The organism is Pseudomonas reactans (genome assembly GCF_013385825.1).
Lineage (GTDB): Bacteria > Pseudomonadota > Gammaproteobacteria > Pseudomonadales > Pseudomonadaceae > Aquipseudomonas > Aquipseudomonas reactans.
The window spans coordinates 71,670-96,196 of record NZ_JACAPG010000021.1 but is presented as its reverse complement, the minus strand read 5'-3'; the positions used below and the strand labels follow the sequence as shown (position 1 = coordinate 96,196).

At 59.8% G+C, this 24,527-nt stretch carries 25 protein-coding genes; 8 read left to right on the top strand and 17 right to left on the bottom strand.

Features of this window, described 5'->3' with window-relative positions; translation table 11 throughout:
• The first annotated feature begins 250 nt into the window (after window positions 1-250).
• Window positions 251-472: a hypothetical protein gene (locus HX868_RS25075; protein WP_049711681.1), complete on the top strand. Its 222-nt coding sequence runs from the start codon at window positions 251-253 to the stop codon at window positions 470-472.
• Window positions 473-614: 142 nt separating this feature from the next.
• Window positions 615-1,268, top strand: coding sequence for a response regulator (locus tag HX868_RS25070; protein ID WP_177004722.1), 654 nt, complete (start codon window positions 615-617; stop codon window positions 1,266-1,268).
• On the opposite strand, the gene HX868_RS25065 is transcribed toward HX868_RS25070, so the two are convergent.
• The 12 genes from HX868_RS25065 to ffh form a co-directional block, all read right to left on the bottom strand.
• Entirely contained in the window at window positions 1,237-2,481 is a 1,245-nt protein-coding gene (locus tag HX868_RS25065; RefSeq protein WP_177004721.1) for an EAL domain-containing response regulator, read from the bottom strand. The two genes, HX868_RS25070 and HX868_RS25065, sit on opposite strands and share 32 nt — an antisense overlap.
• A gap of 73 nt (window positions 2,482-2,554) precedes the next feature.
• Complete coding sequence (locus tag HX868_RS25060; protein ID WP_218168804.1) at window positions 2,555-6,112, bottom strand: transporter substrate-binding domain-containing protein; 3,558 nt, start codon at window positions 6,110-6,112, stop codon at window positions 2,555-2,557.
• 134 nt (window positions 6,113-6,246) lie between these two features.
• Window positions 6,247-7,656: a threonine synthase gene (gene thrC / locus HX868_RS25055; RefSeq protein ID WP_177004719.1), complete on the bottom strand. Its 1,410-nt coding sequence runs from the start codon at window positions 7,654-7,656 to the stop codon at window positions 6,247-6,249.
• Window positions 7,657-7,723: 67 nt separating this feature from the next.
• Window positions 7,724-9,028, bottom strand: coding sequence for a homoserine dehydrogenase (locus tag HX868_RS25050; protein ID WP_010207988.1), 1,305 nt, complete (start codon window positions 9,026-9,028; stop codon window positions 7,724-7,726).
• Window positions 9,029-9,157: 129 nt separating this feature from the next.
• Window positions 9,158-9,889 carry a thioredoxin fold domain-containing protein gene (locus HX868_RS25045; protein WP_010207987.1) on the bottom strand — a complete coding sequence of 244 codons (732 nt, stop codon included), beginning with the start codon at window positions 9,887-9,889 and terminating at the stop codon, window positions 9,158-9,160.
• Window positions 9,890-10,031: 142 nt separating this feature from the next.
• Window positions 10,032-10,928: a site-specific tyrosine recombinase XerD gene (gene xerD, locus HX868_RS25040; protein ID WP_177004718.1), complete on the bottom strand. Its 897-nt coding sequence runs from the start codon at window positions 10,926-10,928 to the stop codon at window positions 10,032-10,034.
• Between the two features lie 136 nt (window positions 10,929-11,064).
• Complete coding sequence (locus tag HX868_RS25035; protein ID WP_177004717.1) at window positions 11,065-11,478, bottom strand: acyl-CoA thioesterase; 414 nt, start codon at window positions 11,476-11,478, stop codon at window positions 11,065-11,067.
• Window positions 11,479-11,560: 82 nt separating this feature from the next.
• Window positions 11,561-11,911, bottom strand: coding sequence for a 50S ribosomal protein L19 (gene rplS, locus HX868_RS25030; RefSeq protein ID WP_003175895.1), 351 nt, complete (start codon window positions 11,909-11,911; stop codon window positions 11,561-11,563).
• 45 nt (window positions 11,912-11,956) lie between these two features.
• Entirely contained in the window at window positions 11,957-12,730 is a 774-nt protein-coding gene (trmD, locus tag HX868_RS25025; RefSeq protein ID WP_016977714.1) for a tRNA (guanosine(37)-N1)-methyltransferase TrmD, read from the bottom strand.
• Window positions 12,712-13,248 carry a ribosome maturation factor RimM gene (rimM, locus tag HX868_RS25020; protein WP_016977713.1) on the bottom strand — a complete coding sequence of 179 codons (537 nt, stop codon included), beginning with the start codon at window positions 13,246-13,248 and terminating at the stop codon, window positions 12,712-12,714. Before rimM ends, trmD begins: the two co-directional genes overlap by 19 nt.
• A gap of 5 nt (window positions 13,249-13,253) precedes the next feature.
• Window positions 13,254-13,505 (bottom strand): 30S ribosomal protein S16, encoded by a 252-nt coding sequence (gene rpsP, locus HX868_RS25015; RefSeq protein WP_003175899.1) that lies wholly within the window; start codon window positions 13,503-13,505, stop codon window positions 13,254-13,256.
• A gap of 251 nt (window positions 13,506-13,756) precedes the next feature.
• Window positions 13,757-15,133, bottom strand: coding sequence for a signal recognition particle protein (gene ffh / locus HX868_RS25010; protein WP_003193965.1), 1,377 nt, complete (start codon window positions 15,131-15,133; stop codon window positions 13,757-13,759).
• A 234-nt stretch (window positions 15,134-15,367) separates the two neighbouring features.
• On the opposite strand from ffh, the gene HX868_RS25005 reads away from it, so the two are divergent.
• From HX868_RS25005 to HX868_RS24995, 3 genes are all read left to right on the top strand, one after another.
• Window positions 15,368-16,180 carry a cytochrome C assembly family protein gene (locus HX868_RS25005; RefSeq protein ID WP_425504243.1) on the top strand — a complete coding sequence of 271 codons (813 nt, stop codon included), beginning with the start codon at window positions 15,368-15,370 and terminating at the stop codon, window positions 16,178-16,180.
• 12 nt (window positions 16,181-16,192) lie between these two features.
• Window positions 16,193-17,431, top strand: coding sequence for a transporter associated domain-containing protein (locus HX868_RS25000; RefSeq protein ID WP_177004715.1), 1,239 nt, complete (start codon window positions 16,193-16,195; stop codon window positions 17,429-17,431).
• 222 nt (window positions 17,432-17,653) lie between these two features.
• Window positions 17,654-18,967 (top strand): MFS transporter, encoded by a 1,314-nt coding sequence (locus tag HX868_RS24995; protein WP_061433966.1) that lies wholly within the window; start codon window positions 17,654-17,656, stop codon window positions 18,965-18,967.
• Window positions 18,968-19,061: 94 nt separating this feature from the next.
• On the opposite strand, the gene purT is transcribed toward HX868_RS24995, so the two are convergent.
• The 5 genes from purT to HX868_RS24970 all read right to left on the bottom strand — a co-directional run bounded on the left by purT (window position 19,062) and on the right by HX868_RS24970 (window position 22,279).
• The gene (purT, locus tag HX868_RS24990; RefSeq protein WP_017139720.1) at window positions 19,062-20,243 is read right to left on the bottom strand and encodes a formate-dependent phosphoribosylglycinamide formyltransferase; all 1,182 of its coding nucleotides are present in this window, start codon (window positions 20,241-20,243) and stop codon (window positions 19,062-19,064) included.
• 69 nt (window positions 20,244-20,312) lie between these two features.
• On the bottom strand, window positions 20,313-20,780 hold the full coding sequence (locus tag HX868_RS24985; protein ID WP_015885703.1) for a VUT family protein: 468 nt from the start codon (window positions 20,778-20,780) through the stop codon (window positions 20,313-20,315).
• A 123-nt stretch (window positions 20,781-20,903) separates the two neighbouring features.
• Window positions 20,904-21,119 (bottom strand): DUF1289 domain-containing protein, encoded by a 216-nt coding sequence (locus HX868_RS24980; RefSeq protein ID WP_177004714.1) that lies wholly within the window; start codon window positions 21,117-21,119, stop codon window positions 20,904-20,906.
• Window positions 21,116-21,640 (bottom strand): gamma carbonic anhydrase family protein, encoded by a 525-nt coding sequence (locus HX868_RS24975; protein WP_028617818.1) that lies wholly within the window; start codon window positions 21,638-21,640, stop codon window positions 21,116-21,118. Before HX868_RS24975 ends, HX868_RS24980 begins: the two co-directional genes overlap by 4 nt.
• 36 nt (window positions 21,641-21,676) lie before the next feature.
• Window positions 21,677-22,279 (bottom strand): CoA pyrophosphatase, encoded by a 603-nt coding sequence (locus tag HX868_RS24970; RefSeq protein WP_016971944.1) that lies wholly within the window; start codon window positions 22,277-22,279, stop codon window positions 21,677-21,679.
• 149 nt (window positions 22,280-22,428) lie between these two features.
• On the opposite strand from HX868_RS24970, the gene HX868_RS24965 reads away from it, so the two are divergent.
• The 3 genes from HX868_RS24965 to HX868_RS24955 all read left to right on the top strand — a co-directional run bounded on the left by HX868_RS24965 (window position 22,429) and on the right by HX868_RS24955 (window position 24,523).
• Window positions 22,429-22,977 carry an NUDIX hydrolase gene (locus tag HX868_RS24965; RefSeq protein WP_177004713.1) on the top strand — a complete coding sequence of 183 codons (549 nt, stop codon included), beginning with the start codon at window positions 22,429-22,431 and terminating at the stop codon, window positions 22,975-22,977.
• A gap of 20 nt (window positions 22,978-22,997) precedes the next feature.
• Window positions 22,998-23,501 (top strand): L,D-transpeptidase family protein, encoded by a 504-nt coding sequence (locus tag HX868_RS24960; protein WP_177004712.1) that lies wholly within the window; start codon window positions 22,998-23,000, stop codon window positions 23,499-23,501.
• A 263-nt stretch (window positions 23,502-23,764) separates the two neighbouring features.
• Window positions 23,765-24,523, top strand: coding sequence for a GntR family transcriptional regulator (locus HX868_RS24955; RefSeq protein ID WP_177004711.1), 759 nt, complete (start codon window positions 23,765-23,767; stop codon window positions 24,521-24,523).
• The last annotated feature ends 4 nt before the right edge of the window (window positions 24,524-24,527 follow it).

Here is a 24,527-nt window from a genome sequence, read left to right as displayed (position 1 = left end):
TTGTGACGTAGGAAAGTTCGCTTTATCGTCTTTATGGGGCCGTCAGGGGGTGACGGATTCCAGCATGCGCTTGCAACATGACAGGGAAAAAACGGCGGCACATAACTGCTTACGCAATGGGCAGCTGCTTTAGGGTTGGCCGAGGGCTGAGGCCAGTGGTGAATCCTATACTCGGTGAGCGCCGATCACTCTGCCGTGTAGGCGGAGGCTCATGTCAAAAGGCCCTTATTGCTTGCAAAGGATGAAGATGATGGCGGAACACAATGAACAGCAAACATCGACAGACAGAATGCACGCCGAGGTCTCACGTATTTTTGCTGAAATCGCACGTATGAACGCAGAGCAGAACAAACTCAACAAAGAATCCCTGAAGATAACCTGTGAGACTTTCTGGTACCCAGTGGGTATCGCGACGGGGTTCTATGCCGCAGTCGGCACCGTCATAGTCGTCGCGCAGAAACTATTCTCGTAACACTAGACCGGGCCTGCCAGAAACAAAAAACGCCGCTAACCCAAGGAAGGGAAAGCGGCGTTTTTGTGCACCGTGCCCCCCTCACTTTCAACCTTCACTGGGTTAACAGGCTAGAATCCCCGAATTGTCCGGGGAATCCATCTTGAGAAGCGCACCTGAAAAACCCTTGCGCATCATCCTTGCCGACGACCACCCCATTTTCCTGATTGGTCTGCGAGCCGTCTTGGAACGCGATGAACAGCTGGAAATCGTCGGCGAAGCCAACTCACCCCAGTCCCTTACCCAATTGCTGCAACACTGTGCCTGCGACCTGCTGATCACCGATTTCATGATGCCCGCCGAACCCCAGGCAGACGGTTTACGACTGATCGAAAAACTGCGCCGGCATCACCCTAGGCTACCCATCGTCGTGGTGACCATGCTCAACAACGCTGGGTTGTTTCACGCCATTCTGGAGCTGGGTGTCATGGGCCTGCTGAGTAAAGCCAGCCTCGCGAATGAATTGCCTGAAGCCGTCCGGCGGGTACGCCAGCAGCAATGCTATGTGGCCCACACCATTCGCCAGTCGCTGAGCGCCATGGGCACTGGTCGATTGCAGTCGCACGAGCAACTGTCGCCCCGTGAGCTGGAAGTGATTCGCCTGTTGGCAAGAGGGCTGACCGTTGGTGAGATCGCGGCACATCTGCATCGCAGCAAGCAAACAGTCAGTGCGCAAAAAGTCGGCGCCATGCGCAAGCTCGGGCTCAGTACCGACGCTTCACTGTTTATCTACGTGCAGGAGCATGGGTTGGCCTAGCCTCATGGCCGAGCCACTCTTTCAGCGCCTGCACGTCCATCGGCGGGGCAATCAGACGGCCTTGTAACCAGGCAGGGCCCAGTGCACAGGCAGCATCACGATCGGCTGTCGTTTCAATGCCCGCCATTACCACGTTCATGCCCATACGGCTGGCCATGCTCATGGCACCTGCGGCGACGGCCACTTTGCGCTCATCGCCCGCCATTCCACAGGCAAAGGCCGGTGGTATTTTCAGCTCGGTGAAAGGCAACTCCAGCAAACGCTGCAAACTGGTGCCGCCGATGCCGAAGTCACCGATAGACAACTTGCAACCGATCATCCGCAAACGCAGCAAGCTGCTGACATGCGCACTGTCGGTGTTCAAGCGGGTGGTTTCGACCAGTTCCAGCGTCAGGCTATGGGCGGGCACGGCATAGCGTTGCAGCAGGCGCTGCAGCCTCTGGGGAAAATGCGCATGCTCCAGCATCCGCCCGGGAATGTTCACCGCCACTGGCAAGATCTCGCCCGTATCCCACGCTATCTGGCTGACAAGGCCTAGGGCCTCTTCCAACACATGCCAGGTAAATGCCTCCTCCATCCCGGCAAACTCCAGCACCGGCAGGAACTCATGCGGTAGCAACACTTCTCCCTCTGGTAGGTACCACCTCGCCAGCACCTCAACCCCTTGCAATACGCCTGCCTGGCAAACGATAGGCTGAAAGCTGGCGCTGGCGTAGCGCGAGATGGCTTCCTGACAGGCATCCACCGAAGGCGGCAATTTATCCTGTTCATTCACCCCCAACAGTTGGCGTACCCTCGCCCAGGACACTACCTGCGGCCCTGGCCGTAAGTGTTGCTGGCAAATCGTCAGCAGTTGCCCGATCAGCTGTGCCGAGGCGGGTTTGGGCAAACACCTAAGCACATTCAACCCGGCCTGACGCGCCATGCTGGCGACCCCTTCCAATACGTTGGGCTCAGCATTGCTTAACAGAATCAGCACCTGCGTTTGCCTCAGCTCACCCAATTCGCGAATCAGTTCAAGGGCATCGCCTTGCTCCAGATAGAGGTCGCAAATAGCAATGTCCACCGGTCCCTTGCACGCCAACGACTGCCGGGCGGCCTCTACTGTTTCGGCCGTCATTACATTGAATACACCATTGGCATTGAGCATCTGGTGCAGGGCCATCAGTTGGAACGGGTTATCTTCGAGGATCAAGACATTGAGGGAGCGCATGGCAAACTCTACGGCGTAAAAGCGAGGTGGCGCAGGCTACTCAAAAGGCCCTGCGCGCCCCATAGGACACGTCCTATTCTTGCGGATTCAAATGAGCCCCCAGCTCAACTCTAAACTCTGCCAACGCTTCATTCAGCACGAACCACAGGGGTTGAACCTCTTCAATACGCTGCTCACGCAGGCAGCTTTCAAGCCCCACACACGCCTTGGCAAGGGGCAGTGCATCCACCAGGCAGCAAATGCCCTTGAGACGATGCAGCGAGGCAATCACCCTAGGGAAAGCCTGTTCCGCCAACGCCGCCCTGATCGCGTCGTGCTCATGCTCAAGGTTCTTTGCCAACTCCTCCAGCATTCGCTGCAGCACCGGCCCATCGGCCTGGGTCATCGCATGCAAGGTCTGGATATTGAAGGTGCGCAACGGCGCCACGCGGGCGAGTACCCTGGCCCAGTGTTCAAGGGTAACCGGCTTGACCAACAGTTCATCCATGCCGACCTCAAGACAACGCCGGTGCTCATCCTCCATGGCATTGGCGGTACAACCCACCAACGCACAGCGCGGTCGTCGCTCCTGCGCTTCAATCCCGCGGACCGCTTCGCTCAAGGCGTAGCCGGACATACCCGGCATGTTGCAATCGGTCACCAGCACGTCAAAGGCGTCATCTCGCCAATGCTGCAAGGCCAACTCAGCCGAGTCGAGGGCCACCACCCGATGACCGAGGAACTGAAGCTGCTGAGCCAGCACCAGACGATTGGCGGGCAGGTCGTCCACGACCAGCACCGACAAACGGCGACCGACAGTCGGCAGGGCCAGCGCAGGCACAACAGGCATGTCGTCACCACTGACCCGTTCCAGATACAGGTCAATGCACACCGTCGTGCCCTCGCCCGCCGCGCTGCTCAGGGAGATCGTGCCGCCCATCAACTCCGCCAGTTGCTGACAAATGCTCAAGCCCAGTCCCGTCCCGCCATGCTGAGCCGCCGTCAGCGGGCTGACCTGGACAAAAGGCTTGAACACCCGAGCCTGTTGTTCGACGCCAATCCCCGGCCCACTGTCTGCAACACACACATGCAGGTATTCAGCGCCCGACTCATCGCACTGGGTGACGACGCTGAGGCGAACCTCACCCTGCTCGGTAAACTTCAACGCATTGCCCAGCAGGTTATGCATGACCTGCCGCAAGCGCAGCGGGTCGAACCAATAACTGCCTTGCGCCGCCGGGTCAAATGCTAGGGTCAAATGCAGGCCTTTTTTACGCGCGATGGCTTCGAACAGGCGCTGGATCCCCTCGAAAAAACTTTTCAGGTCAGTGGTCTGCGGCGCCAGTTGCAAATGGCCTGCTTCGATCTTGGCCAGGTCCAGGCTATCGCCCATCAACTCAATCAATTCTCGTGCCGAACGATGGGCCACCTGTAGCGCTTCGGAAACGCGCTTGCCCTCGGCCAGGGCGCGTTCTTGTTCCAATTCAAGCAAGCCGATGATGGCGGTCATCGGTGTACGAATTTCGTGGCTGAGCGTCGAGAGAAATGCACTTTTGGCGTAATTCGCTTCGTCAGCAGCCTGGCGTGCGTCCATCAACTGATGTTCCAGGACTTTGCGCTCATTGATGTCGATCCACCCCCCGAGCAATCCCTGCAATTGGCCGCGCGCGTCGAAAAACGGCACCGTCCATTGATAAACGTGGAAAGTGCCGCCGTTGAACTCCAACTGGCGATCAACAAATAACGATCGCTGCGTTGCCAACTGCTCCATGTGCCCTGCATGCAGGCGTGCGGCAGTAGCCTCTGGCATCAAACCACTCTCCATCAAGGTCAGGCCCTGGATCTGCTCCCGCCGGGTGGCCAACTGCTGCTCATAGCTGATGTTACAGGTCACCAACCGCCCAGCCAGGTCACGTACGAAAACCGGGTTGGGCATGCCGTCGAGCAAGGCACGCTTGAAGGCCAACTGATCGCTCAGTCGTTGCTCGGCCACCAAGCGCTGCTGGATCTGACGCTTGAGCCGGCTATTCCAGGCCAGCGATAGCAACACACACAACAGCGCCATGGCGACCGTCCAATAGGCCCATGGCGGCACACGCTGCCACGCCGATGTAGGGATGGGCACCGCGCCCAGCCAGCGCAAGCGCAGCGCGCTCAACTCGGCCACCGGCATCGCTTCCAAGGCCTTGTTCACAATACTCAGCAGCTCGGGCTGATCCTTGCGCACCACAAGGCTGTTGGACGACCACTTGCCCTCGACACTGCGCCCGATACGCAAGCCGTCGGACGGGTAACTCTGCACCTCCACCTCATTTTGGATAGTTGCCGCCGCATGCCCCTGAATCACTTGATCACGGGCCTGGGTATAGTTATCGACAGAGAGAATTTCGATGTCTGGGTGTTCACGACGAATAAAGTTTTCCAGTACATGGCGTGCCGGCAACGCCAATACTTTGCCGGACAGTTCACTCAAACTGACCAGTAATGGCGTGTCGCTGCGCTGGATAAACACCCACCCGGCGCCACCAAAACCATGACTGAAATCCAGGAATTGCCTGCGTTCCTGATTCTCGGCCAGCGTGGTGTTCATATCCGCCCTGCCCGCTGCCAGTAACTCCAGGGTCTGCGCGGTGGAAGACACCTCTTCCATCACGAACTGCAACCCCGTCATGCGTGAAATCCGGTTTAGCAGATCGACGTTCAGGCCGACCCATTGGTCATCCTTGTCTTTGAAGATGTACGGCGACTGTTGCTGGGACGCCACCACCACATGAGGATGGTGCAACAGCCACGCTTGCTCCTGGGCCGACAACACAATGCGGTCTGCGGCGATGCCCACCCCCAGGCCGGTGGTCCAGCGCGCCAGGATTTCACGCCGTATCGACTCGTCGATACTCGACAAGGCACGGTCCAGCATACCCCCCAACAAAGGGTCCGCCGCGCGGGAGGCAAAGGCAAAGCCAATCGGCGCCAGCCGGCTCTCCACTTTTATCTGTAAACCCAGGTAAGGACGCAGCGACTTGTAGGCACGCACGATCACTTCATTGCCGATAAAGGCATCGGCATCTCCTTGGTTCAACGCCTCCAAGCCACTGTAAAGGTTCGGAGCCAGCATGATATGACTGGCGGGATAGGCCCGATGCACATTGCCGACATTGGCATATCCCTCCAGCAAGACCACCTTCTTGTCCGCGAGGTCCTCGTTCTGCGTAGCGTCGTCGCGGCGCACGACAACCACCGAACGATCCGGCATGTAGTCGCGGGTAAACCGCAACCCAGGCACATCCCGCTCATAGCCATTGGCGCTGGTCAGAATATCAATCGCCCCACTGCGCAAGGCTTCCACCGCTTGCGCCCGCTCAGCGAAGCCCATCACCTGCATGGGCACATCGAGCCGCGCCCCGATCAGGCTCAGGTAGTCGGCGCTGATGCCCTGGTAGCGATTATGGTCGCGGGTAATATCAATCGGCTGGTAATCATCAATGGAGATACCGACCTTCAGCGTTCGATGGGTCGCCAGCCATTGCTGCTCGGCGGCCGTCAAAGGCAAGGGTGCCAGAGGCGTAAAAGCCGGGACCAGTTTGAAGGGCAGGCTAACGGCTGCCAGGCTCGTCGACAGATGACTGAACAAGAGCAGACACACCAGCCACATGCACCTTCGGCTTAATAAACGCACCGTATTGGTTTCCTTGTTTTTTGTTGTCGGTTGCCCGTTGGAGTATGGCTTGCCCCAATGAAAAAGCCCGTCACGAAGACGGGCTTGAGCAACCTCGCGAAGCCATTGAATCAGAGCGGCTTGCCACGATTTCCGTGCTGGCTCACAAACGCCTGCACAGCCTTCAAGTCATTGGCCAATACGGTGCAACGCTCTTCACGCTCGAACAGGTCTGCCAAGTGCACAGGCAGCTCCAACGCCTTGCCAACACCCGCCTTCTCCACCGCTTCCGGGAATTTGACCGGATGGGCGGTGCCCAGGATCACCATCGGGATGTCCAGGCTGCGACGGCATTCGCGGGCGGCCTTCACACCGATCGCGGTGTGCGGGTCGAGCAGCTCGCCGGTCTGGGCATAGACTTCGGCGATGGTTTCGCAGGTCTGCGCGTCGTCCACGGCCAGGGAATCAAACAGCTTGCGGGTTTCGGTCCAGCGCTCTTCGTCCACGCTGAAACCGCCACCGCTCTTGAAGGTGTCCATCAAGCCGGCAATCGCTGCGCCGTTGCGACCGTGCATGTCGAACAGCAGGCGCTCGAAGTTTGACGAGACCATGATGTCCATGGACGGCGACAAGGTAGCGTGCAGGGTTTCCTTGACGTACTGGTTGCCGCTCATGAAGCGGTGCAGGATGTCGTTGCGGTTGGTGGCGACGATCAACTGGTTGATCGGCAGGCCCATGTTGCGCGCCAGGTAACCGGCGAAGATGTCGCCGAAGTTGCCGGTCGGCACCGAGAACGATACCGAACGCGCCGGGCCGCCCAACTGCAGGGAAGCGTGGAAGTAGTAAACGATCTGGGCCATGATCCGCGCCCAGTTGATCGAGTTCACCGCCACCAGGCGCGTGCCCTTCAGGAAGCTCTGGTCAGCGAAGCTGTTCTTGACCATTTCCTGGCAGTCATCGAAGTTGCCTTCGATGGCGATGTTGTGGATGTTCTCACCAAAGATGGTAGTCATCTGGCGACGCTGCACTTCCGACACGCGCTGGTGCGGGTGCAGGATGAAGATGTCGACGTTTTCGCAGTGCTTGCACCCTTCGATGGCCGCCGAGCCGGTATCACCGGAGGTAGCGCCGATGATCACCACGCGCTCGCCGCGCTTCTGCAGCACGTAGTCGAGCAGGCGACCCAGCAGTTGCAGGGCGAAATCCTTGAACGCCAGGGTCGGGCCGTGGAACAGCTCCAGTACCCATTCGTTGCCGTTCAACTGGCGCAGAGGGGCGATGGCGTTGTGGGAAAACACGCCATATGTCTCTTCCAGAATCTTCTTGAAATCCGCATCCGGAATGCTGCCGGTGACGAACGGGCGCATCACGCGGAACGCCAGCTCGTGGTACGGCAGGCCAGCCCAGGAAGCGATCTCTTCCTGGGTAAAACGTGGCAGGTTTTCCGGCACGTACAGGCCGCCGTCAGTGGCAAGGCCTGCCAGCAGGACGTCTTCGAAATTCAGGGCCGGTGCCTGGCCGCGGGTGCTGATATAACGCATGACTGGCTCCTCTAGAGCATTCTTGAACAAGGGCCGCCGAACCTGCGGGGCCCTTGCAGCAAAACCATTAGTTCAGGTGTTCGACGCGGATCCGTACCACCGGGCCGACCACGCCTTGCAGGGCTTCCAGGGCAGCGATGGCATCATTGATGTGCTGTTCGAGCACGCGGTGAGTCAGCAGGATCATCGGCACCTGGCCGTTTTGCTCCTCGACTTCCTTCTGCATGATCGATTCGATGTTGATACCGCGCTCCGACAGGATGCTCGCAACCTGGGCCAACACGCCCGGATGGTCCTGGGCCTGAATGCGCAGGTAGTAGGCGCTTTCGCAGGCTTCGATCGGCAGGATCGGGTGGGCCGACAGCGAATCCGGCTGGAAGGCCAGGTGCGGCACACGGTTTTCCGGGTCGCTGGTCATGGCGCGGACCACGTCCACCAAGTCGGCGATCACCGACGAAGCGGTGGGCTCCATGCCGGCACCGGCGCCGTAGAACAGGGTCGAACCGGCCGCATCACCGTTGACCATCACGGCGTTCATCACGCCATTGACGTTGGCGATCAGGCGGTCGGCCGGGATCAGCGTCGGGTGCACACGCAGCTCGATACCGGCTGGGGTGCTGCGCGCAACGCCGAGGTGCTTGATGCGGTATCCCAGAGCTTCGGCATAGTTCACGTCGGCGGTGGTCAGCTTGGTGATGCCTTCGGTGTAGGCCTTGTCGAACTGCAGCGGGATACCAAAGGCGATGGACGCCAGGATGGTCAGCTTGTGAGCGGCGTCGATACCTTCCACGTCGAAAGTCGGGTCGGCTTCGGCGTAACCCAGGGCCTGGGCTTCGGCCAGCACGTCTTCGAAGGTACGGCCCTTCTCGCGCATTTCGGTAAGGATGAAGTTACCGGTGCCGTTGATGATGCCGGCCACCCAGTTGATGCGGTTGGCGGACAGGCCTTCACGGATCGCCTTGATCACCGGGATACCACCGGCCACGGCGGCTTCGAACGCCACGATCACGCCCTTCTCGCGGGCCTTGGCGAAGATCTCGTTACCGTGCACGGCGATCAGCGCCTTGTTGGCGGTAACCACGTGCTTGCCGTTCTCGATGGCCTTGAGCACCAGCTCACGGGCCACGGTGTAGCCGCCGACCAGCTCGATGACGATATCGATTTCAGGGTTGGTGGCAACGGCGAAGACATCGTTGGTAATCGCAATACCGGTCGTTTCGAACTGAGGCTTTGGCGAACGCGTGGCAATTTGCGCCACTTCAATCCCACGGCCTGCGCGGCGGGAAATTTCTTCAGCATTACGCTGAAGTACGTTGAAGGTGCCGCCACCGACGGTCCCTAACCCACAGATGCCTACTTTGACCGGTTTCACTGAAGAACTCCCCATGAAACGGCCGACGCTAGGTCGGCCGTGGAAAACAGCCGCACGACTGCGGCTTGCAATTAACGACTCGCCGACGTGTCAGCAAGCCTTGATCGTCGACGTTTCGACGATACTGATTTATTTGGCACTGAGCGCCAGTTTGGCAACTTGTGGTGCCGGCTGGTAGCCCGGAATCACTTGGCCGTCAGCCAAAACGATGGCCGGTGTACCGTTCACGCCGATGGATTGACCGAGGGCGAACTGCTTGGAAACCGGGTTGGCACATTTGGCCGCTTTGATTTCCTTGCCATCGACCATCTTGTCCATGGCGGCTTTCTTGTCGGCCGAGCACCACACGGCTTGCAACTGCTCGTCACCCGGCGAACCCAGGCCCTGGCGCGGGAACGCGACATAGCGCACTTCCACACCCAGCTTGTTCAATGCCGGCACTTCGGCGTGCAGCTTGTGGCAGTACGGGCAGGTGGTGTCGGTGAACACGGTGATATGGGTCTTGGTCTCGCCGATGGCCGGGTAAACCACGGTTTCTGCTACCGGAATGCCATTGATCAGCTTGGACACGCCCAGGCGCTCGGCTTTCTCGGTCAGGTTGACCGGCTTGCCGTCCTTCAATTGGAACAGATAACCCTGGACGATGTACTGGCCGTCGGCACTGGCGTACAGCACGCGGCTGCCCTTGAGCTTGACTTCATACAGGCCGGCCATCGGGCTGGCGCTGATGCTTTCGATCGGGGTATCGAGTTGCAGGTTGGCCAGGCTCTTGCGGATGGTCTGCTCGGCAGCGTCATCGGCAAACGCAAAGGTGGAAACCAACGCAATGGCTGCGGCGGCAATAATCTGGGTCAAGCGCATGGGAACTCCTGAAGGCAGATGCAGGGACGGGAGCAGTAGCACCGATGTGGAAACTCGGGTATGGGCCGTCCCCTTTGCTAACCGGCAAAGCCTACCACAGTTGGGCCGCAGGGCAGCCCGTGACGGGATAAATTGGCGGTTTTCAGCCTCGCGGGTGGTGCTTGGCGTGCATATCCTGCAAACGTGCACGGGCAACATGGGTGTAGATCTGGGTTGTGGATAAGTCGCTGTGGCCAAGCAGCATTTGTACGACGCGCAAATCCGCACCGTGGTTGAGCAAATGCGTGGCAAATGCATGGCGCAACGTGTGGGGTGACAAGGTCTTGCCGATACCCGCGACCTTGGCCTGGTGCTTGATACGATGCCAGAAGGTCTGCCGGGTCATCTGCTCGCCGCGCAGGCTGGGGAACAGCACGTCGCTGGGCCGCCCACCAAGCAGCTCACTGCGAGCATCACGCATATAGCGCTCGACCCACACAATCGCCTCCTCGCCCATGGGCACCAGCCTTTCCTTGCTGCCCTTGCCCATCACCCGCAGCACGCCCTGACGCAGGTTGACTTGCTCCAGGGTGAGGCTAATCAATTCGGTCACCCGCAGGCCGCAGGCATACAGCACCTCCAGCATGGCGCGGTCGCGCTGGCCGATGGCCTCACTTAAATCCGGCGCGGCAAGCAAGGCCTCCACGTCGGCTTCCGACAGGGATTTGGGCAATGGCCTACCGAGTTGTGGCATATCGACTTGCAGGGTTGGGTCGAGGGAGATCAGTTTTTCACGCAGCAGATAGCGATAGAAGCCACGCACGCCGGAAAGGAATCGTGCAGTAGAGCGTGGCTTGTAGTTCTGCTCCAGGCGCCAGGCGAGGTGATCGAGAATAAGTTCGCGACCGGCATTGATCAGCTCGAGGTTTTTTTCCTGTAGCCAGCCGTTGAACAGCGTCAGGTCGCTGCGGTAGGCCTGGCGAGTGTTGTCTGACAGGCCTTTTTCCAGCCACAGGGCGTCGAGGAAGCGATCAATCAGCGGATGGTCAATGGCGGGCATGGGGGCTCGGAGGCTGGGAAATTAGATAGATGCTACCTCATGTAGGAGCCGGCTTGCCGGCGATGGCGCCCTCCCAATGACACTGCAATACTTGAGGCCGCTATCGCCGGCAAGCCGGCTCCTACAGAGGGCGATGTCAGTCTTTGAAGCCAGGCAGTACGGGAACTGGGCGCTTGTCTGCGTCAATCGCCACAAAGCTGAACACACCCTGGATCGCCTTCTCGCGACCATCGGCACTCATGCTCTCGACGAACACTTCCACTTCAACCTTGAGGCTGGTGTTGCCGACCTTGATCACGCGGCCGATCAGCTCAACGATGGAGCCGGCCGGGATCGCGTGGTTGAAGTCGATGCGGTCGGTAGACACCGTCACCAACGGCAGGCGGCAAAAGCGCGTGGCCGTGATGAACGACACCTCATCCATCCAGGCCAAGGCGGTGCCGCCGAACAAGGTGTTGTGGTGGTTGGTGGTCGGCGGGAACACGGCCTTGGTGACGTGGGTCACGGACAGGTCGGTGCGGCGCTGGATTTCTTCGAGGCGGGTGGTCATGGACAAATACCGGCAAATGGACAAATTTCAGGCACAAAAAAGCAGCCCGTAGGCTGCTTTTTTCTGCATCGGGAAGCTGGACTTAAGCCAGTTTTTCCTTGATGCGAGCTGCTTTACCGGACAGGTCACGCAGGTAGTACAGCTTGGCTTTACGTACGTCACCGCGACGCTTGACGGCCATGCTGTCGATTTGCGGGCTGTAGGTCTGGAAAGTACGCTCTACGCCAACACCGTTGGAGATTTTACGAACAGTGAAAGCACTGTTCACACCACGGTTACGCTTGGCGATTACCACGCCTTCGAACGCTTGCAGACGCGAACGGTCGCCTTCCTTCACTTTCACCTGAACGACAATGGTGTCGCCCGGGGCAAAGGTAGGGATCTCTTTGGTCATCTGCTCTGCTTCGAGTGCAAGGATGATTTTGTTAGTCATGCTGTGCTCCTAAGGTAAGTCAATGGACCTACCATCGATACGTTGTTAACTATCGTCCCGCGCGAGGATGTATTCCTCGAGCAGCTTCTTCTCTTCTCCAGAAAGCGAGCGGCTTTCCAGAAGATCGGCGCGTCGTTCATAGGTCCGACCAAGGGACTGCTGTAAACGCCAACGCCGGATGTGTGCGTGATTGCCACTTAGCAATACGTCGGGAACACGCTGATCCGCATACACCTCCGGTCGGGTGTAGTGCGGGCAATCCAGCAAACCATCCGTGAAGGAATCTTCCTCCGCGGAGTCCGCATGCCCTAAAGCTCCAGGCAGCAGTCGTGTAACCGCATCTATCAGGACCATCGCCGGCAGCTCGCCGCCAGACAGGACATAGTCCCCAATCGACCACTCTTCATCGACATGAGCTTCAATAAAACGCTCGTCAATGCCTTCATAGCGACCGGCAATCAGGATCAGTGCTTCCTCATTCGCCAGTTCGCGGACCCCAGCCTGTTTCAGCTGACGGCCTTGAGGGGACAGGTAAATTACCTTCGCCTTCTCCCCGGCGGCGGCCTTGGCCTGAACCAACGCGTCTTCCAGGGGCTTGATCTTCATCACCATGCCCGGACCACCGCCAAATGGGCGATCGTCCACAGTGTGATGTCGATCCGTCGTGTAGTCTCGCGGGTTCCAACAGGTGAGCTGCAACAGCCCCTGTTTCACCGCCCGACTGGTGATGCCGTACTCGCTGATGGCGGAAAACATCTCGGGAAACAAACTGATCACTTCAATGCGCAAATTAGCCACGCTTAGAAGTCCGCGTCCCATTCCACCTTCATCTCGCCCGCGACCAGGTCGACGGCCAACACGCATTGCGCCGTATAGGGCAACAGGCGTTCGCGATCATCCAGGCTGCCAGCGCAAGGCTTGACCACCATTACATCATTGGCGCCGGTTTCCAGAAGATGATCGATTTTCCCGAACAATTGCCCGAGTTGATCAATAACCTTCAGACCTTCCAGCTGGTACCAGTAGTACTCGCCGTCGGTCAATTCAGGGAACAGGTTGCGCGGCACGCAGATCTCATAACCGGCCAGAAGACGAGCTTCTTCACGGTCATCAAGACCCTTGAGCTTTGCGACCAGGAACTTATCGCTCCCGCGTCCACTGACCAGCTCAACCTGCTTCACACTCCCTTCGCGCTTGAGCGTCCAGGTCTTGTACTGCAACAGGTTTTCAGTCGGATCAGTAAAGGAATACACCTTCACTTCGCCGCGAACGCCATGAACAGAGTAAATCTTGCCGATAACGATCAAATCATCAGCAACAGCTGGCGTCGCGTTCATATTGCTCAGGCTGCGGCCTTAGCCGAGTCCTTCAACAGTTTTGCAACGCGCTCGGATGGCTGTGCACCCACGCTCAGCCAGTAGGCTACGCGCTCTTGGTTCACGGACAGACGAACTTCTTGACCACGAGCAACAGGGTTGAAGAAACCAACCTGTTCCTTGTGCGAACCGTCGCGCGGGTTGCGGCTGTCGGTTACGGTCAAGTGGTAAAACGGGCGCTTTTTGGAGCCGCCAAGGGCAAGACGGATTGTTAGCATGTGAACATCGTTCCTGTAGTCGGTGCTGCAAATCTAAATGCACAGCGGGCATAGGTGCCCGAAAGGCCGCATATTCTAAGGAATATCCGGACTTTTGCAAATGTCTTTTTCTGGCGCCTATCAGCGTGCCACTCAGATCTGCTATAGAGCCGTCGGTTAAAACGGCGAGTCAGCGCCCGCCAACGGCGGGTTTGCTGGAGATCCCACGTCCCTGTGGGTCGGAGCAGGAGCTGGGCTCCCGCTCGAATACTTTACATTTTCGGCATGCCGCCGCCGGGCAACATACCGCCCATGCCGCGCATCATCTTGGCCATTCCGCCTTTTGCGGAGAATTTCTTCATCATCTTCTGCATCTGCTTGTGCTGCTTGATCAAGCGACCGATGTCCTGCACCTGGGTGCCGGAACCCATGGCGATCCGACGTTTGCGCGAACCGCTGATCAGCTCAGGGTCGCGGCGCTCGGCCGGGGTCATGGAGTTGATGATGGCTTCCATCTGCTTGAACTGCTTCTCTGCCGCGCCTTGGGCATTGCCCATCTGCGCCAGGTTCACACCGCCGATGTTCGGCAGCTTGTCCATCAGGCCGCCAAGGCCGCCCATATTCTTCATTTGTTGCAGCTGGTCACGGAAGTCTTCGAGGTCGAAGCCCTTGCCCTTCTTCAGCTTTTTAGCAAGCTTGTCGGCCTTGTCCTTGTCGAGCGTGGCTTCGGCCTGCTCGATCAGGCTGAGCACGTCGCCCATGCCGAGGATGCGCGAAGCGATACGCTCCGGATGGAACGGTTCGAGCGCTTCGCTTTTCTCGCCCATACCGATGAACTTGATCGGCTTGCCGGTGATGGCACGTACCGACAGCGCGGCACCGCCACGGGCGTCACCGTCGACCTTGGTCAGGATCACGCCGGTCAGCGGCAACGCGTCGCCGAAGGCCTTGGCGGTGTTGGCCGCATCCTGGCCGGTCATGGCGTCGACCACGAACAGCGTCTCGACCGGGTTGATCGCAGCATGCAGCGCCTTGATCTCGCCCATCATCTCTTCGTCGATGTGCAGGCGACCGGCGGTATCGACGATGACCACGTCGATGAATTTCAGCTTGGCTTCTTTAATAGCCGCGTTGGCGATGTCGACCGGCTTCTGGCTCAGGTCGGACGGGAAGAAGGTTACGCCCACTTCGCCGGCGAGCATTTCCAGCTGTTTGATAGCGGCCGGACGGTAAACGTCAGCCGACACCACCATCACGGACTTCTTCTTGCGCTCTTTAAGGAAGCGCGCCAGCTTGCCGGCGGTGGTGGTCTTACCCGCACCTTGCAGACCGGCCATCAGCACCACGGCCGGTGGCACGGCGCTGAGGTTCAAATCTTCGTTGGCCGCGCCCATCAGGCTTTCGAGTTCGGCCTGGACGATCTTCACAAACGCCTGGCCGGGGGTCAGGCTGCGGGACACTTCGGTGCCCACCGCGCGCTCTTTGACCGAGTTGACGAAGTCCTTCACCACCGGCAAGGCGACGTCGGCTTCCAGCAATGCCATGCGCACTTCACGCAGGGTGTCTTTAATATTGTCCTCGGTCAGCTTGGCCTTGCCGGTGACATGGCGCAGCGTCTGCGAGAGACGGTCAGTCAGATTTTCAAACATGCGCGATCCTTTCAGGCCCTACTCATCGAAATGCAGTGGTAGACCGAGGTAATGACGGCCCAGGCTGTGGTAAATCGCTATTAAAAACAGCGCTCGGCGAGCCTGCGGCGTGGGCAGGTCGCGGATTATAGCGAAGACTGCCGCCATGCACACCCGCTGTCTGGCTTGAGAGTCTTTCGTGTTACGCGGGGGTATGCCAAACTCAGCGCCTTTCGGGCTTGCCTAACAGGATTTATGCTCCCTTTGTCACCCAGTTTGCTACCCAGCCTCGCCGCCGCCCTTTTGTATGCCGCTGCGACTCTTTATCAGGGCACTCGTCTGGCCCAAGGCGCCAAGGCGGACAAACGCCTGCTCGTCGGCCTTGGCGTCCTCGCCCTGCTAGCCCATGCTGCCAGCCTGTTTACCCATTTGATGACGCCCGTCGGCCTGGGCCTGGATTTTTTCAGCGCCGCCAGCCTGATCGCGGCCGCTGTCATCGCATTGACACTGCTGGCCTGCTACCGGATTCCGGTCGAGAACCTGCTGGTGCTGCTGTTCCCGCTGGGCATGCTGACCGTGCTGATGGCGCAATTCGCTCCGACCGGCACGGTGCAGGTGATTGATGAAGAACCGGGCATCCTCGCGCATATCCTGCTGTCGATCCTGGCCTACGGCATGTTCACCATCGCGGTGTTCCAGGCCCTGCTCCTGCTGCTGCAGGACCACCAGCTCAAGCACAAGCACCCTTCGGGGCTGATCAAGAACTTCCCGCCGCTGCAAACCATGGAAAGCCTGCTCTTCGGCTTCCTGTGGGCCGGTTGGACGCTGCTGTCGCTGTCGCTGATCTCCGGCTGGCTGTTCGTCGAAAACCTGTTCGCCCAGCACCTGGTGCACAAAACCCTGCTGGCGTGCCTGGCCTGGGTGGTGTTCAGCGTGTTGCTGTGGGGCCGCAACCGCCTCGGATGGCGGGGGCACAAGGCGATCCGCTGGACCCTGGCCGGTTTCTGCCTGCTGATGCTGGCCTATTTCGGCAGCAAGCTGGTCCGCGAATACATCCTGCATATCTGACGGGCAGCCATCATGGACAACTTGCCCCTGGAGCCGATGCTCGCGGTAATCGCCCTGCTGGTCCTATGGGCCGCACTGTTCACCGCCATCGAAGCCGCGCAACAACACCTGCTGGCCCTGCGCCCCGGCACACGCCAGGGCGACAAGGCCGCCGCCCGTCTGAGCTTTCCGCGTAACAGCCTGATCCTGTGCAACAGCCTGTGTCGCGCCGCCGTGGTGATCCTCTGCACGCTGCTGGCTATCTATGCCTGGGCGCAGAATGGGCCTTGGCTGGGCTGGATGATTTCCTGCGCGATCCTGTTGATACTGGCCGATTACCTGCCCCGCGCCCTCGCCGTCCGCCATCCTCAGGCCGTGCTGGGCTTTGGTAATACGCTGCTGGGCGTGCCGCTGAAAATCCTCTACCCGCTGGCCTGGCTGCTCAATGGCATCAGCCTGTTGCTGCTGCGCCCGTTCGCACGCAAGTCCGGCATCGTGAAAAAGAGCGACGAACCGCTGCCCGACCATGACGACGAGCCGGAAGCCGAATCCGACGAAAGCCGCACCCCTGGCATGCCCGGAATCCACGCCCTGGACAACATCACCGTCAACGACATCCTGGTGCCGCGCAGTGAAGTGGACGGCATCAACCTGGATGACTCGATCGAAGAAATCATTGAGCAACTGCGCACCTCCCAGCGCACGCGCCTGCCGGTGTTTCACAGCGACATCAACCAGGTCCAGGCGGTGCTCAATACCCGGCAGATCCAACACCTGCTGCCCGACGCCAGCCTGACCAAAGAGGCCTTGCTCGCCGCCTGCCACGAGCCCTACTTCGTCCCCGAAAGCACACCCCTGCAACTGCAACTGCTGAACTTCCACAAGCAGCAGCGCCGCCTGGGCATGGTGGTGGATGAATACGGCGAAGTGCTGGGTATCGTGACCCTGGAAGATATCCTCGAAGAAATCGTCGGTGAATTCGAAAGCGAGCAGAGTGCCGACAACCCGCATATCGAGCCCCAGCCAGACGGCCGCTACATCATCGATGGCGCCGCCTCGATCCGCGAGCTGAATAAAAGCCTGAACTGGCACCTGCCCAGTGACGGCCCCAAGACCCTCAACGGCCTGGTCACCGAAGCGCTGGAGACCATTCCCGATTGCGCGGTGTGCCTGAAAATCGGGCGCTACCGCCTGGAAATCCTCGAGACCGAGGACAACCGCGTCAGCAAGGTGCTGATCTGGCACACCAGCCGGATGCCGGTCGCCGTTTAACCCCCTTGTTGGATCCGCAAACCCCTTCCTATAATCGGGACGGCTTACCAGAGCCGCGCCCGACCGCGTGCTACCCGCACCCAGCGTGTCCAGGCACCGCTTTATCGTGTCTGACCGGTGTTCGCTCCCATCCCGAGCCTGCCCGCGCACAACCCTGATCCATGGGTGTTCGACCAATAATAATCCGCGTCCAAACGCGCAATGACCATCAGGGACACCACCATGAGCACCACCTACAACGAGGCCGCGCCCGCCGCCGCCCCGACCAACTCGACTGCACGGGTCGCCACGGCGAGCATCGTCGGCACCGCCATCGAGTTCTACGACTTCTATATCTACGCCACGGCTGCTGCGCTGGTGATCGGCCCGGTGTTCTTCCCGCAGACCTCTGGCACCGCACAGATGCTGGCGTCATTCCTCACCTTCGGTATCGCCTTCATCGCCCGCCCGCTGGGCTCAGCGCTGTTCGGCCACTTCGGCGACCGCATTGGGCGCAAATCCACACTGGTGGCTTCGCTACTGCTGATGGGCGTATGTACCACACTGATTGGCTTGCTGCCCGGCTATGACAGCATCGGGGCCTGGGCGCCGATCTTGTTGTGTGTACTGCGCTTCGGCCAGGGCCTGGGCTTGGGCGGTGAATGGGGCGGCGCGGCGCTGCTGGCGACCGAGAACGCGCCCAAAGGCAAACGCGCCTGGTTCGGCATGTTCCCGCAGCTGGGCCCTTCGATCGGCTTCCTGGCCGCCAACGGCTTGTTCCTGATCCTGGCCATGAGCCTGAACGACGAACAATTCCGCAGCTGGGGCTGGCGCATCCCGTTCATCCTCAGCGCTGCGCTGGTGATGGTTGGCCTGTATGCACGGCTGAAACTGCACGAGACACCAGTGTTCGCCAACGCCGTCGCCAAGGAAGCGCCGGTCAAGGTGCCGCTGGTGGAATTGTTCAGCCAGCATTGGCTGCCGGTGTTGCTGGGCGCTGCATCGATGGTGGTGTGTTATGCGCTGTTCTACATCACCACTGCATTCTCCCTGAGTTACGGCGTTTCAACCTTGGGCTACAGCCGCGAGACCTTCCTCGGCCTGCTGTGCTTTGCGGTGCTGTTCATGGGCCTGGCGACGCCATTGGCGGCCTTGGCCAGCGACCGCTACGGGCGCAAGCCGGTGCTGATCGTCGGCGCGATCCTGGCAATCCTGTCGGGCTTCACCATGGAGCCGCTGTTGACCCACGGTTCGACCTGGGCCGTAGCGCTGTTCCTGGCCTTGGAGCTGTTCCTGATGGGCGTGACCTTCGCGCCGATGGGCGCCATGCTGCCGGAACTGTTCCCGACTCGTGTGCGTTATACCGGCGCTTCGGCGGCGTATAACCTGGGTGGGATTGTCGGCGCGTCGGCCGCACCGTTTTTCGCGACCAAGCTAGTGGCGATGGGTGGGCTGAGTTATGTCGGCGGGTATGTGTCGGCGGCAGCGTTGCTCAGCTTGATTGCTGTGCTGTGCCTGAAAGAGACGCGGGATAATGATTTGAACAAGGTCGCCTGATAGACCGCTATCGCCGGCAAGCCGGCTCCTACATTTGAGGGTATTCACAATTCAAATTGTAGGAGCTGGCTTGCCGGCGATAGACGCGACGCGGTTACAGCTCTACTACAACAGCCTTCGAAGCACGGGTCGCTTTAGCACGAGCCGCTTCAATCGACTCATCCCGCGCCAACGCCACACCCATCCGACGCTGGCCATTCACTTCCGGTTTACCAAACAGACGCAACGCCGTATCCGGCTCGCTCAGCGCAGCGCCGAGGTTGGCGAACGCAGTCTGGGTCGACTGGCCTTCTACCAGGATCACCGCCGAGGCCGAAGGCCCGAACTGACGGATCAACGGGATCGGCAAGCCCAAGATGGCGCGAGCGTGCAGGGCAAACTGCGACAGGTCCTGAGAAATCAAGGTCACCAAACCGGTGTCATGCGGGCGCGGCGAGACTTCGCTGAACCACACCTGATCACCCTTGATGAACAGCTCAACGCCAAACAGACCACGACCGCCCAGGGCCTCGGTCACCGCTTTGGCGACGCGCTCGGATTCGGCCAAGGCAATCGGGCTCATGGCCTGCGGCTGCCAGGATTCCTGGTAGTCGCCCTTCTCCTGACGGTGACCAACCGGCGCACAGAACGTGGTGCCGCCAATGTGGCGTACGGTCAACAGGGTGATTTCGTAGTCGAAATCGATAAAGCCTTCGATGATCACGCGGCCTTTACCGGCACGGCCACCTTCCTGGGCGTAATCCCAGGCTTTCTGCACGTCATCAGCGCTGCGTAGCAGGCTCTGGCCCTTGCCCGACGAACTCATCACCGGCTTGACCACGCACGGGAAGCCCAGGTCTTGCACGGCCTTGCTGTAGTCTTCGAAAGTATCGGCGAAGTGGTACGGCGAGGTCGGCAGGTCCAGCTCTTCAGCGGCCAGGCGGCGGATGCCTTCGCGGTTCATGGTCAGCGAAGTGGCGCGTGCGGTCGGGATCACGGTAAAGCCTTCGGCTTCCAGCTCGACCAGGGTGGCGGTGGCGATGGCTTCGATTTCCGGCACGATGAAGTGCGGTTTCTCGGCCTCGATCACCGCACGCAACGCAGCACCGTCGAGCATGTTGATTACGTGGCTACGGTGCGCCACCTGCATGGCCGGCGCGTTGGCGTAGCGATCCACGGCAATCACTTCAACGCCCAGGCGTTGCAGTTCGATTACCACTTCCTTGCCCAGCTCACCGCAGCCACACAGCAAAACGCGGGTCGCGGTTGGCGACAATGGAGTTCCGATTCGGGTCATCTCAGGTCCTCAGGGGAGCGGATCATTGGGAGAAAGGCCGGCATTTTACATGAACTGCAGCAATTGGCCTCAGTTGGCGACGGCGCGCTTGCGGATGCGCCAAGCCATGATCAACCACACCACCGTGACCCCGGCGAATTTCGACACCAGCGCGGTGCCGGCGACCGCAGGGGTCAACGCACCAATCAGGCCGAAGAAGATAAAGGTATCGAGGGGAATGCTCAGCGCCGAACTTATCCACAGGCGGTCGTGTAGCGGGCGCTTGGTGATGCTGAACACCAGCCAGTCGATGCACTCGGACACCGCGAACGCCGTGGCGCTGGCCAGGGCGATGGCTGGGTCGGACGTGACATACGACAGCACCAGCGCAGCCAGCATGGCGATGATCGCACCGTGGCCGAAGCGGGTTTGCACCATGTCGCGCAGGATAAAGACCAGGCCACCCCAAGCGGACCAGATGACATCCAAGTGCGGGGCGGTGGAGAAGGCGAAGTTGATCAGCACGACGCTGCTGATGTAGGCGATCAGGAAGAGCATGGGGCGAAAACCTGTAGGAGCGAGCGTGCTCGCGAAAAACATTAACGATTACGCGGGGTACCTGACTATACGCGGTGTCATCGAGTTTTTCGCGAGCAAGCTCGCTCCTACAGGGGATAGCACTCAGGCGCCGGATTTCCCCGAAACCATAAACACCAACCCACTCGCTTTCGCCCGCTCATGACACAACCCCAACACCATCCGGCGCTCGGCGTTATCCATGCGGCTCCAACGCGTGATCTCATCCACCGTGCGCTGGCAGCCAGTACAAATGTCGTCATCGTCCAGCGCACAAATGCTCACGCACGGCGAGGCGACGGGGCGTTCAATCGGGTTCATTCTTCCTGCTCGACCAGGTCACGCGCATAACGCTGAGAGTTGTGCACATAGTGCGCGGCGCTGGCTTCAAGCATGCGTTTCTGCGCGTCGGTCAATTCACGCACCACCTTGCCCGGCGAACCCATCACCAGCGAACCATCGGGAATTTCCTTGCCTTCGCCGATCAGCGAATTGGCGCCGATGATGCAGTGCTTGCCGATCTTGGCGCCGTTGAGGATCACTGCGTTGATGCCGATCAGGCTGTAATCATCCACCGTGCAACCGTGCAACATCGCGTTATGGCCAATGGTCACGCCGGTGCCCAGGGTCAGCGGGTAGCCCATGTCGGTGTGCATCACGCTACCGTCCTGCACGTTGCTGTTCTTGCCGATCAGGATCAGTTCGTTGTCGCCACGCAACACCGCGTTGAACCAGACATTGGCGCCCTCCTCCAGCTTGACCTTGCCCACCAGCGTGGCATTCGGCGCCACCCAGCTGTGTGGATGCGTCTCGACGCGGGCGTCGCCCAGGCGGTATTTCATGGTGTTTCCTCACGGCGTTGCCATTCAAGCGATGGCTTAGATGTTGATGAAACTCTTGGGTGGTTGGTGCAGGCTGATCTTGGCATCGTCATAGAGCAGGTTGATCAACTCGACGATCATGATCGCCGTCAGCCCCCAGATTTTGTATTCGCCGAATCGATAGCTGGGCACATACCAACTTCGGCCCTGGTAATCGATCCTGTGGGTATGTTCGCGCGGGTCCTGTCGGAAGAAGTCCAAAGGCACGCTGAAGACGGCGGCAATTTCGGCATCGTTGGCCAGGTATTCGACGTAATCGGGGATGACGCCGACATACGGCGTAACCCGAATGCCATGCAGGGAGATCAATGGGCTCAGTGGTCCGATGACTTCCACCAGGCCGGGTGGCAGGCCGATCTCTTCTTCCGCTTCACGTAGCGCGGTGAAAATCAGGTCCGGGTCTTCGGGGTCACGGCGCCCGCCGGGAAAGGCCACTTCGCCACCATGGGTCGACAGGCCACTGGCGCGCAGGGTCAGGATCAGCTCAGGTTCGTCACTGCGGGTGATCGGTACCAGCACCGCGGCCTCGGGGAAACGCCCGTCGGTCTCCAGGGTGTGGGGAGTGTGATTGCTTACCCGGCGAAGTAGCTCGTCCAGCATGAGTCATCTCGGTCTGTTGGCTACCTTGCATCATGCACCAAAGCTCGCGGGTGCCCAACCCCAAAACCCGCGCCGTGTCGCTAAACGACAACTTGTTGCAGCGCCCTGCCCGTCACGCCAAGATAGACGCACTTTCCAGGAACCCCAGCATGAATTTCTGCAGCCAGTGCGGTAAACCGGTTACCCAACGCATCCCCGAAGGCGACGGCCGCCTGCGTTTTGTGTGTGATCACTGCTCGACCATCCACTACCAGAACCCCAACATCGTCGCCGGCACCGTGCCAGTGTGGGGCGATAAAGTGCTGCTCTGCCGCCGCGCCATTGAGCCGCGCCTGGGTTACTGGACCCTGCCCGCCGGCTTCATGGAAAACGGTGAGACAGTGGAACAGGCCGCCATGCGCGAAACCCAGGAAGAAGCCTGCGCCCGCGTGCACAACTTGAATATCTATACGCTGATCGACGTGCCGCACATCAACCAGGTGCATATCTTCTACCGCGCCGACCTGCTCGACCTGGACTTTGCCGCTGGCCCCGAGAGCCTTGAGGTGCAACTGTTCGACGAAGCCGACATTCCTTGGTCCGAGCTGGCTTTCCGCACGGTCGGGCGTACCCTGGAATACTTTTTCGCTGACCGTCGGCAACAGGCGTTCCCGGTGCGCAGCGAAGCCGTGCCGCCGATGGGCAAGCCCGCGCCATGACACTGGGGATACCGTCTTTGATGCGTTGGGTGCTTGCTCTGCTCTGCCTATCATTCGCCACACTGGCGCCAGCCTCCACGGTGCAAACCCTGGGCGGCAAGCCTGTGGAAAAAGTCCTGGTGCTCAAGTCTGCCCATCAATTGCAGTTGATCAACGACGGCAAGCCGTTCAAGACCTACCGCATTTCCCTGGGCAAGAACCCCAAGGGCCACAAACTGATCGAGGGCGACCGCCGCACGCCAGAAGGGCTCTACTGGCTCGACTGGCGCAAGACCAGCGACCGCTTCAACCTGGCCATGCACATCTCCTACCCGAACATCAGCGACGCCGCCCGCGCCCGCCGTGAAGGCGTGAGCCCCGGCAGCATGATCATGATCCACGGCACCCCCGACACTGAGGATTACCCGGAACAGTGGTTCCACACCCTGGACTGGACCGACGGCTGCATCGGCATGCGCAATGTGGACATGCGTGAAGTGTGGAACCTGGTCAAAGACGGCACCCTCATCGAGATTCGTCCGTAATCGCGTACCGTTCGTAAAATAATTCGAAAAAATTTAATGCCTCAGGCAACGCCCGCCGGTGAATACCAGTTCACCCCCGCGGGCTGCGCAGTTCTGCGCGTGATAAAGACCTCTCTAATACCACTTGATACCAGGCCCCATTGCGGGGCCCTACAACCAATGCCTGCACCATTTTGACTGCATTGACATGGTATTTAAGTGGTATTAATTTCCGGCCCATACCGGGCGACAACACTCCAATAACCGCATCGGAAACCTGAACGATGAATCCCATCCTGGCCCTGCGCCCCGACGACAAACAATCCACGCCGCTGTACCTGCAATTGGCGCGCAAACTGGAAGCGGCGATCCATGCCGGCCAGTGGACGTCCGAGCAGGCACTGCCGTCAGAACGCGTACTCAGCGAGCAATTGAGCATTTCGCGCGTCACCGCACGCAAGGCGTTGGAAGTGTTGTTTGCCCAAGGGCTGATCCGCCGTAACCAAGGCTCCGGCACCTTTATTTCACCACGTTTGGAACAGCCGCTGTCGCGCCTGTCGGGGTTCAGCGAAATGCTGCGGCTCAAGGGTTTTGTGCCCAGCTCGCAATGGCTGGAGCGTGAACTGACCCAGCCGACCCACGAAGAGATGATCCGCCTGGGCCTGTCGCCCGCCGACAAAGTGGCTCGCCTCAAGCGCCTGCGCAAGGCGGATGACACGGTGATGGCAATTGAAATGACCACCATGCCCGCCTCGGTCCTGCCACAGCCACAAGCCATCGGCCACTCGCTGTACGAATACCTGGAAGGCATCGGCAAACCGGTGGTGCGCGCCCTGCAGCATATCCAGGCGATCAACGCCTCGGACGAGTTCGCCAAGCTGGTCGGCATCGCCCCCGGCACCGCCATGCTGCTGATGACCCGGGTCGGCTACACCGCCGACAACACGCCGATCGAAATCACCGACACCTACTGCCGCAACGACTACTACGACTTCGTCGCAGAACTGCGCCGCCACGACTATTCCGCTGAACTGCGAATTTAGAGAA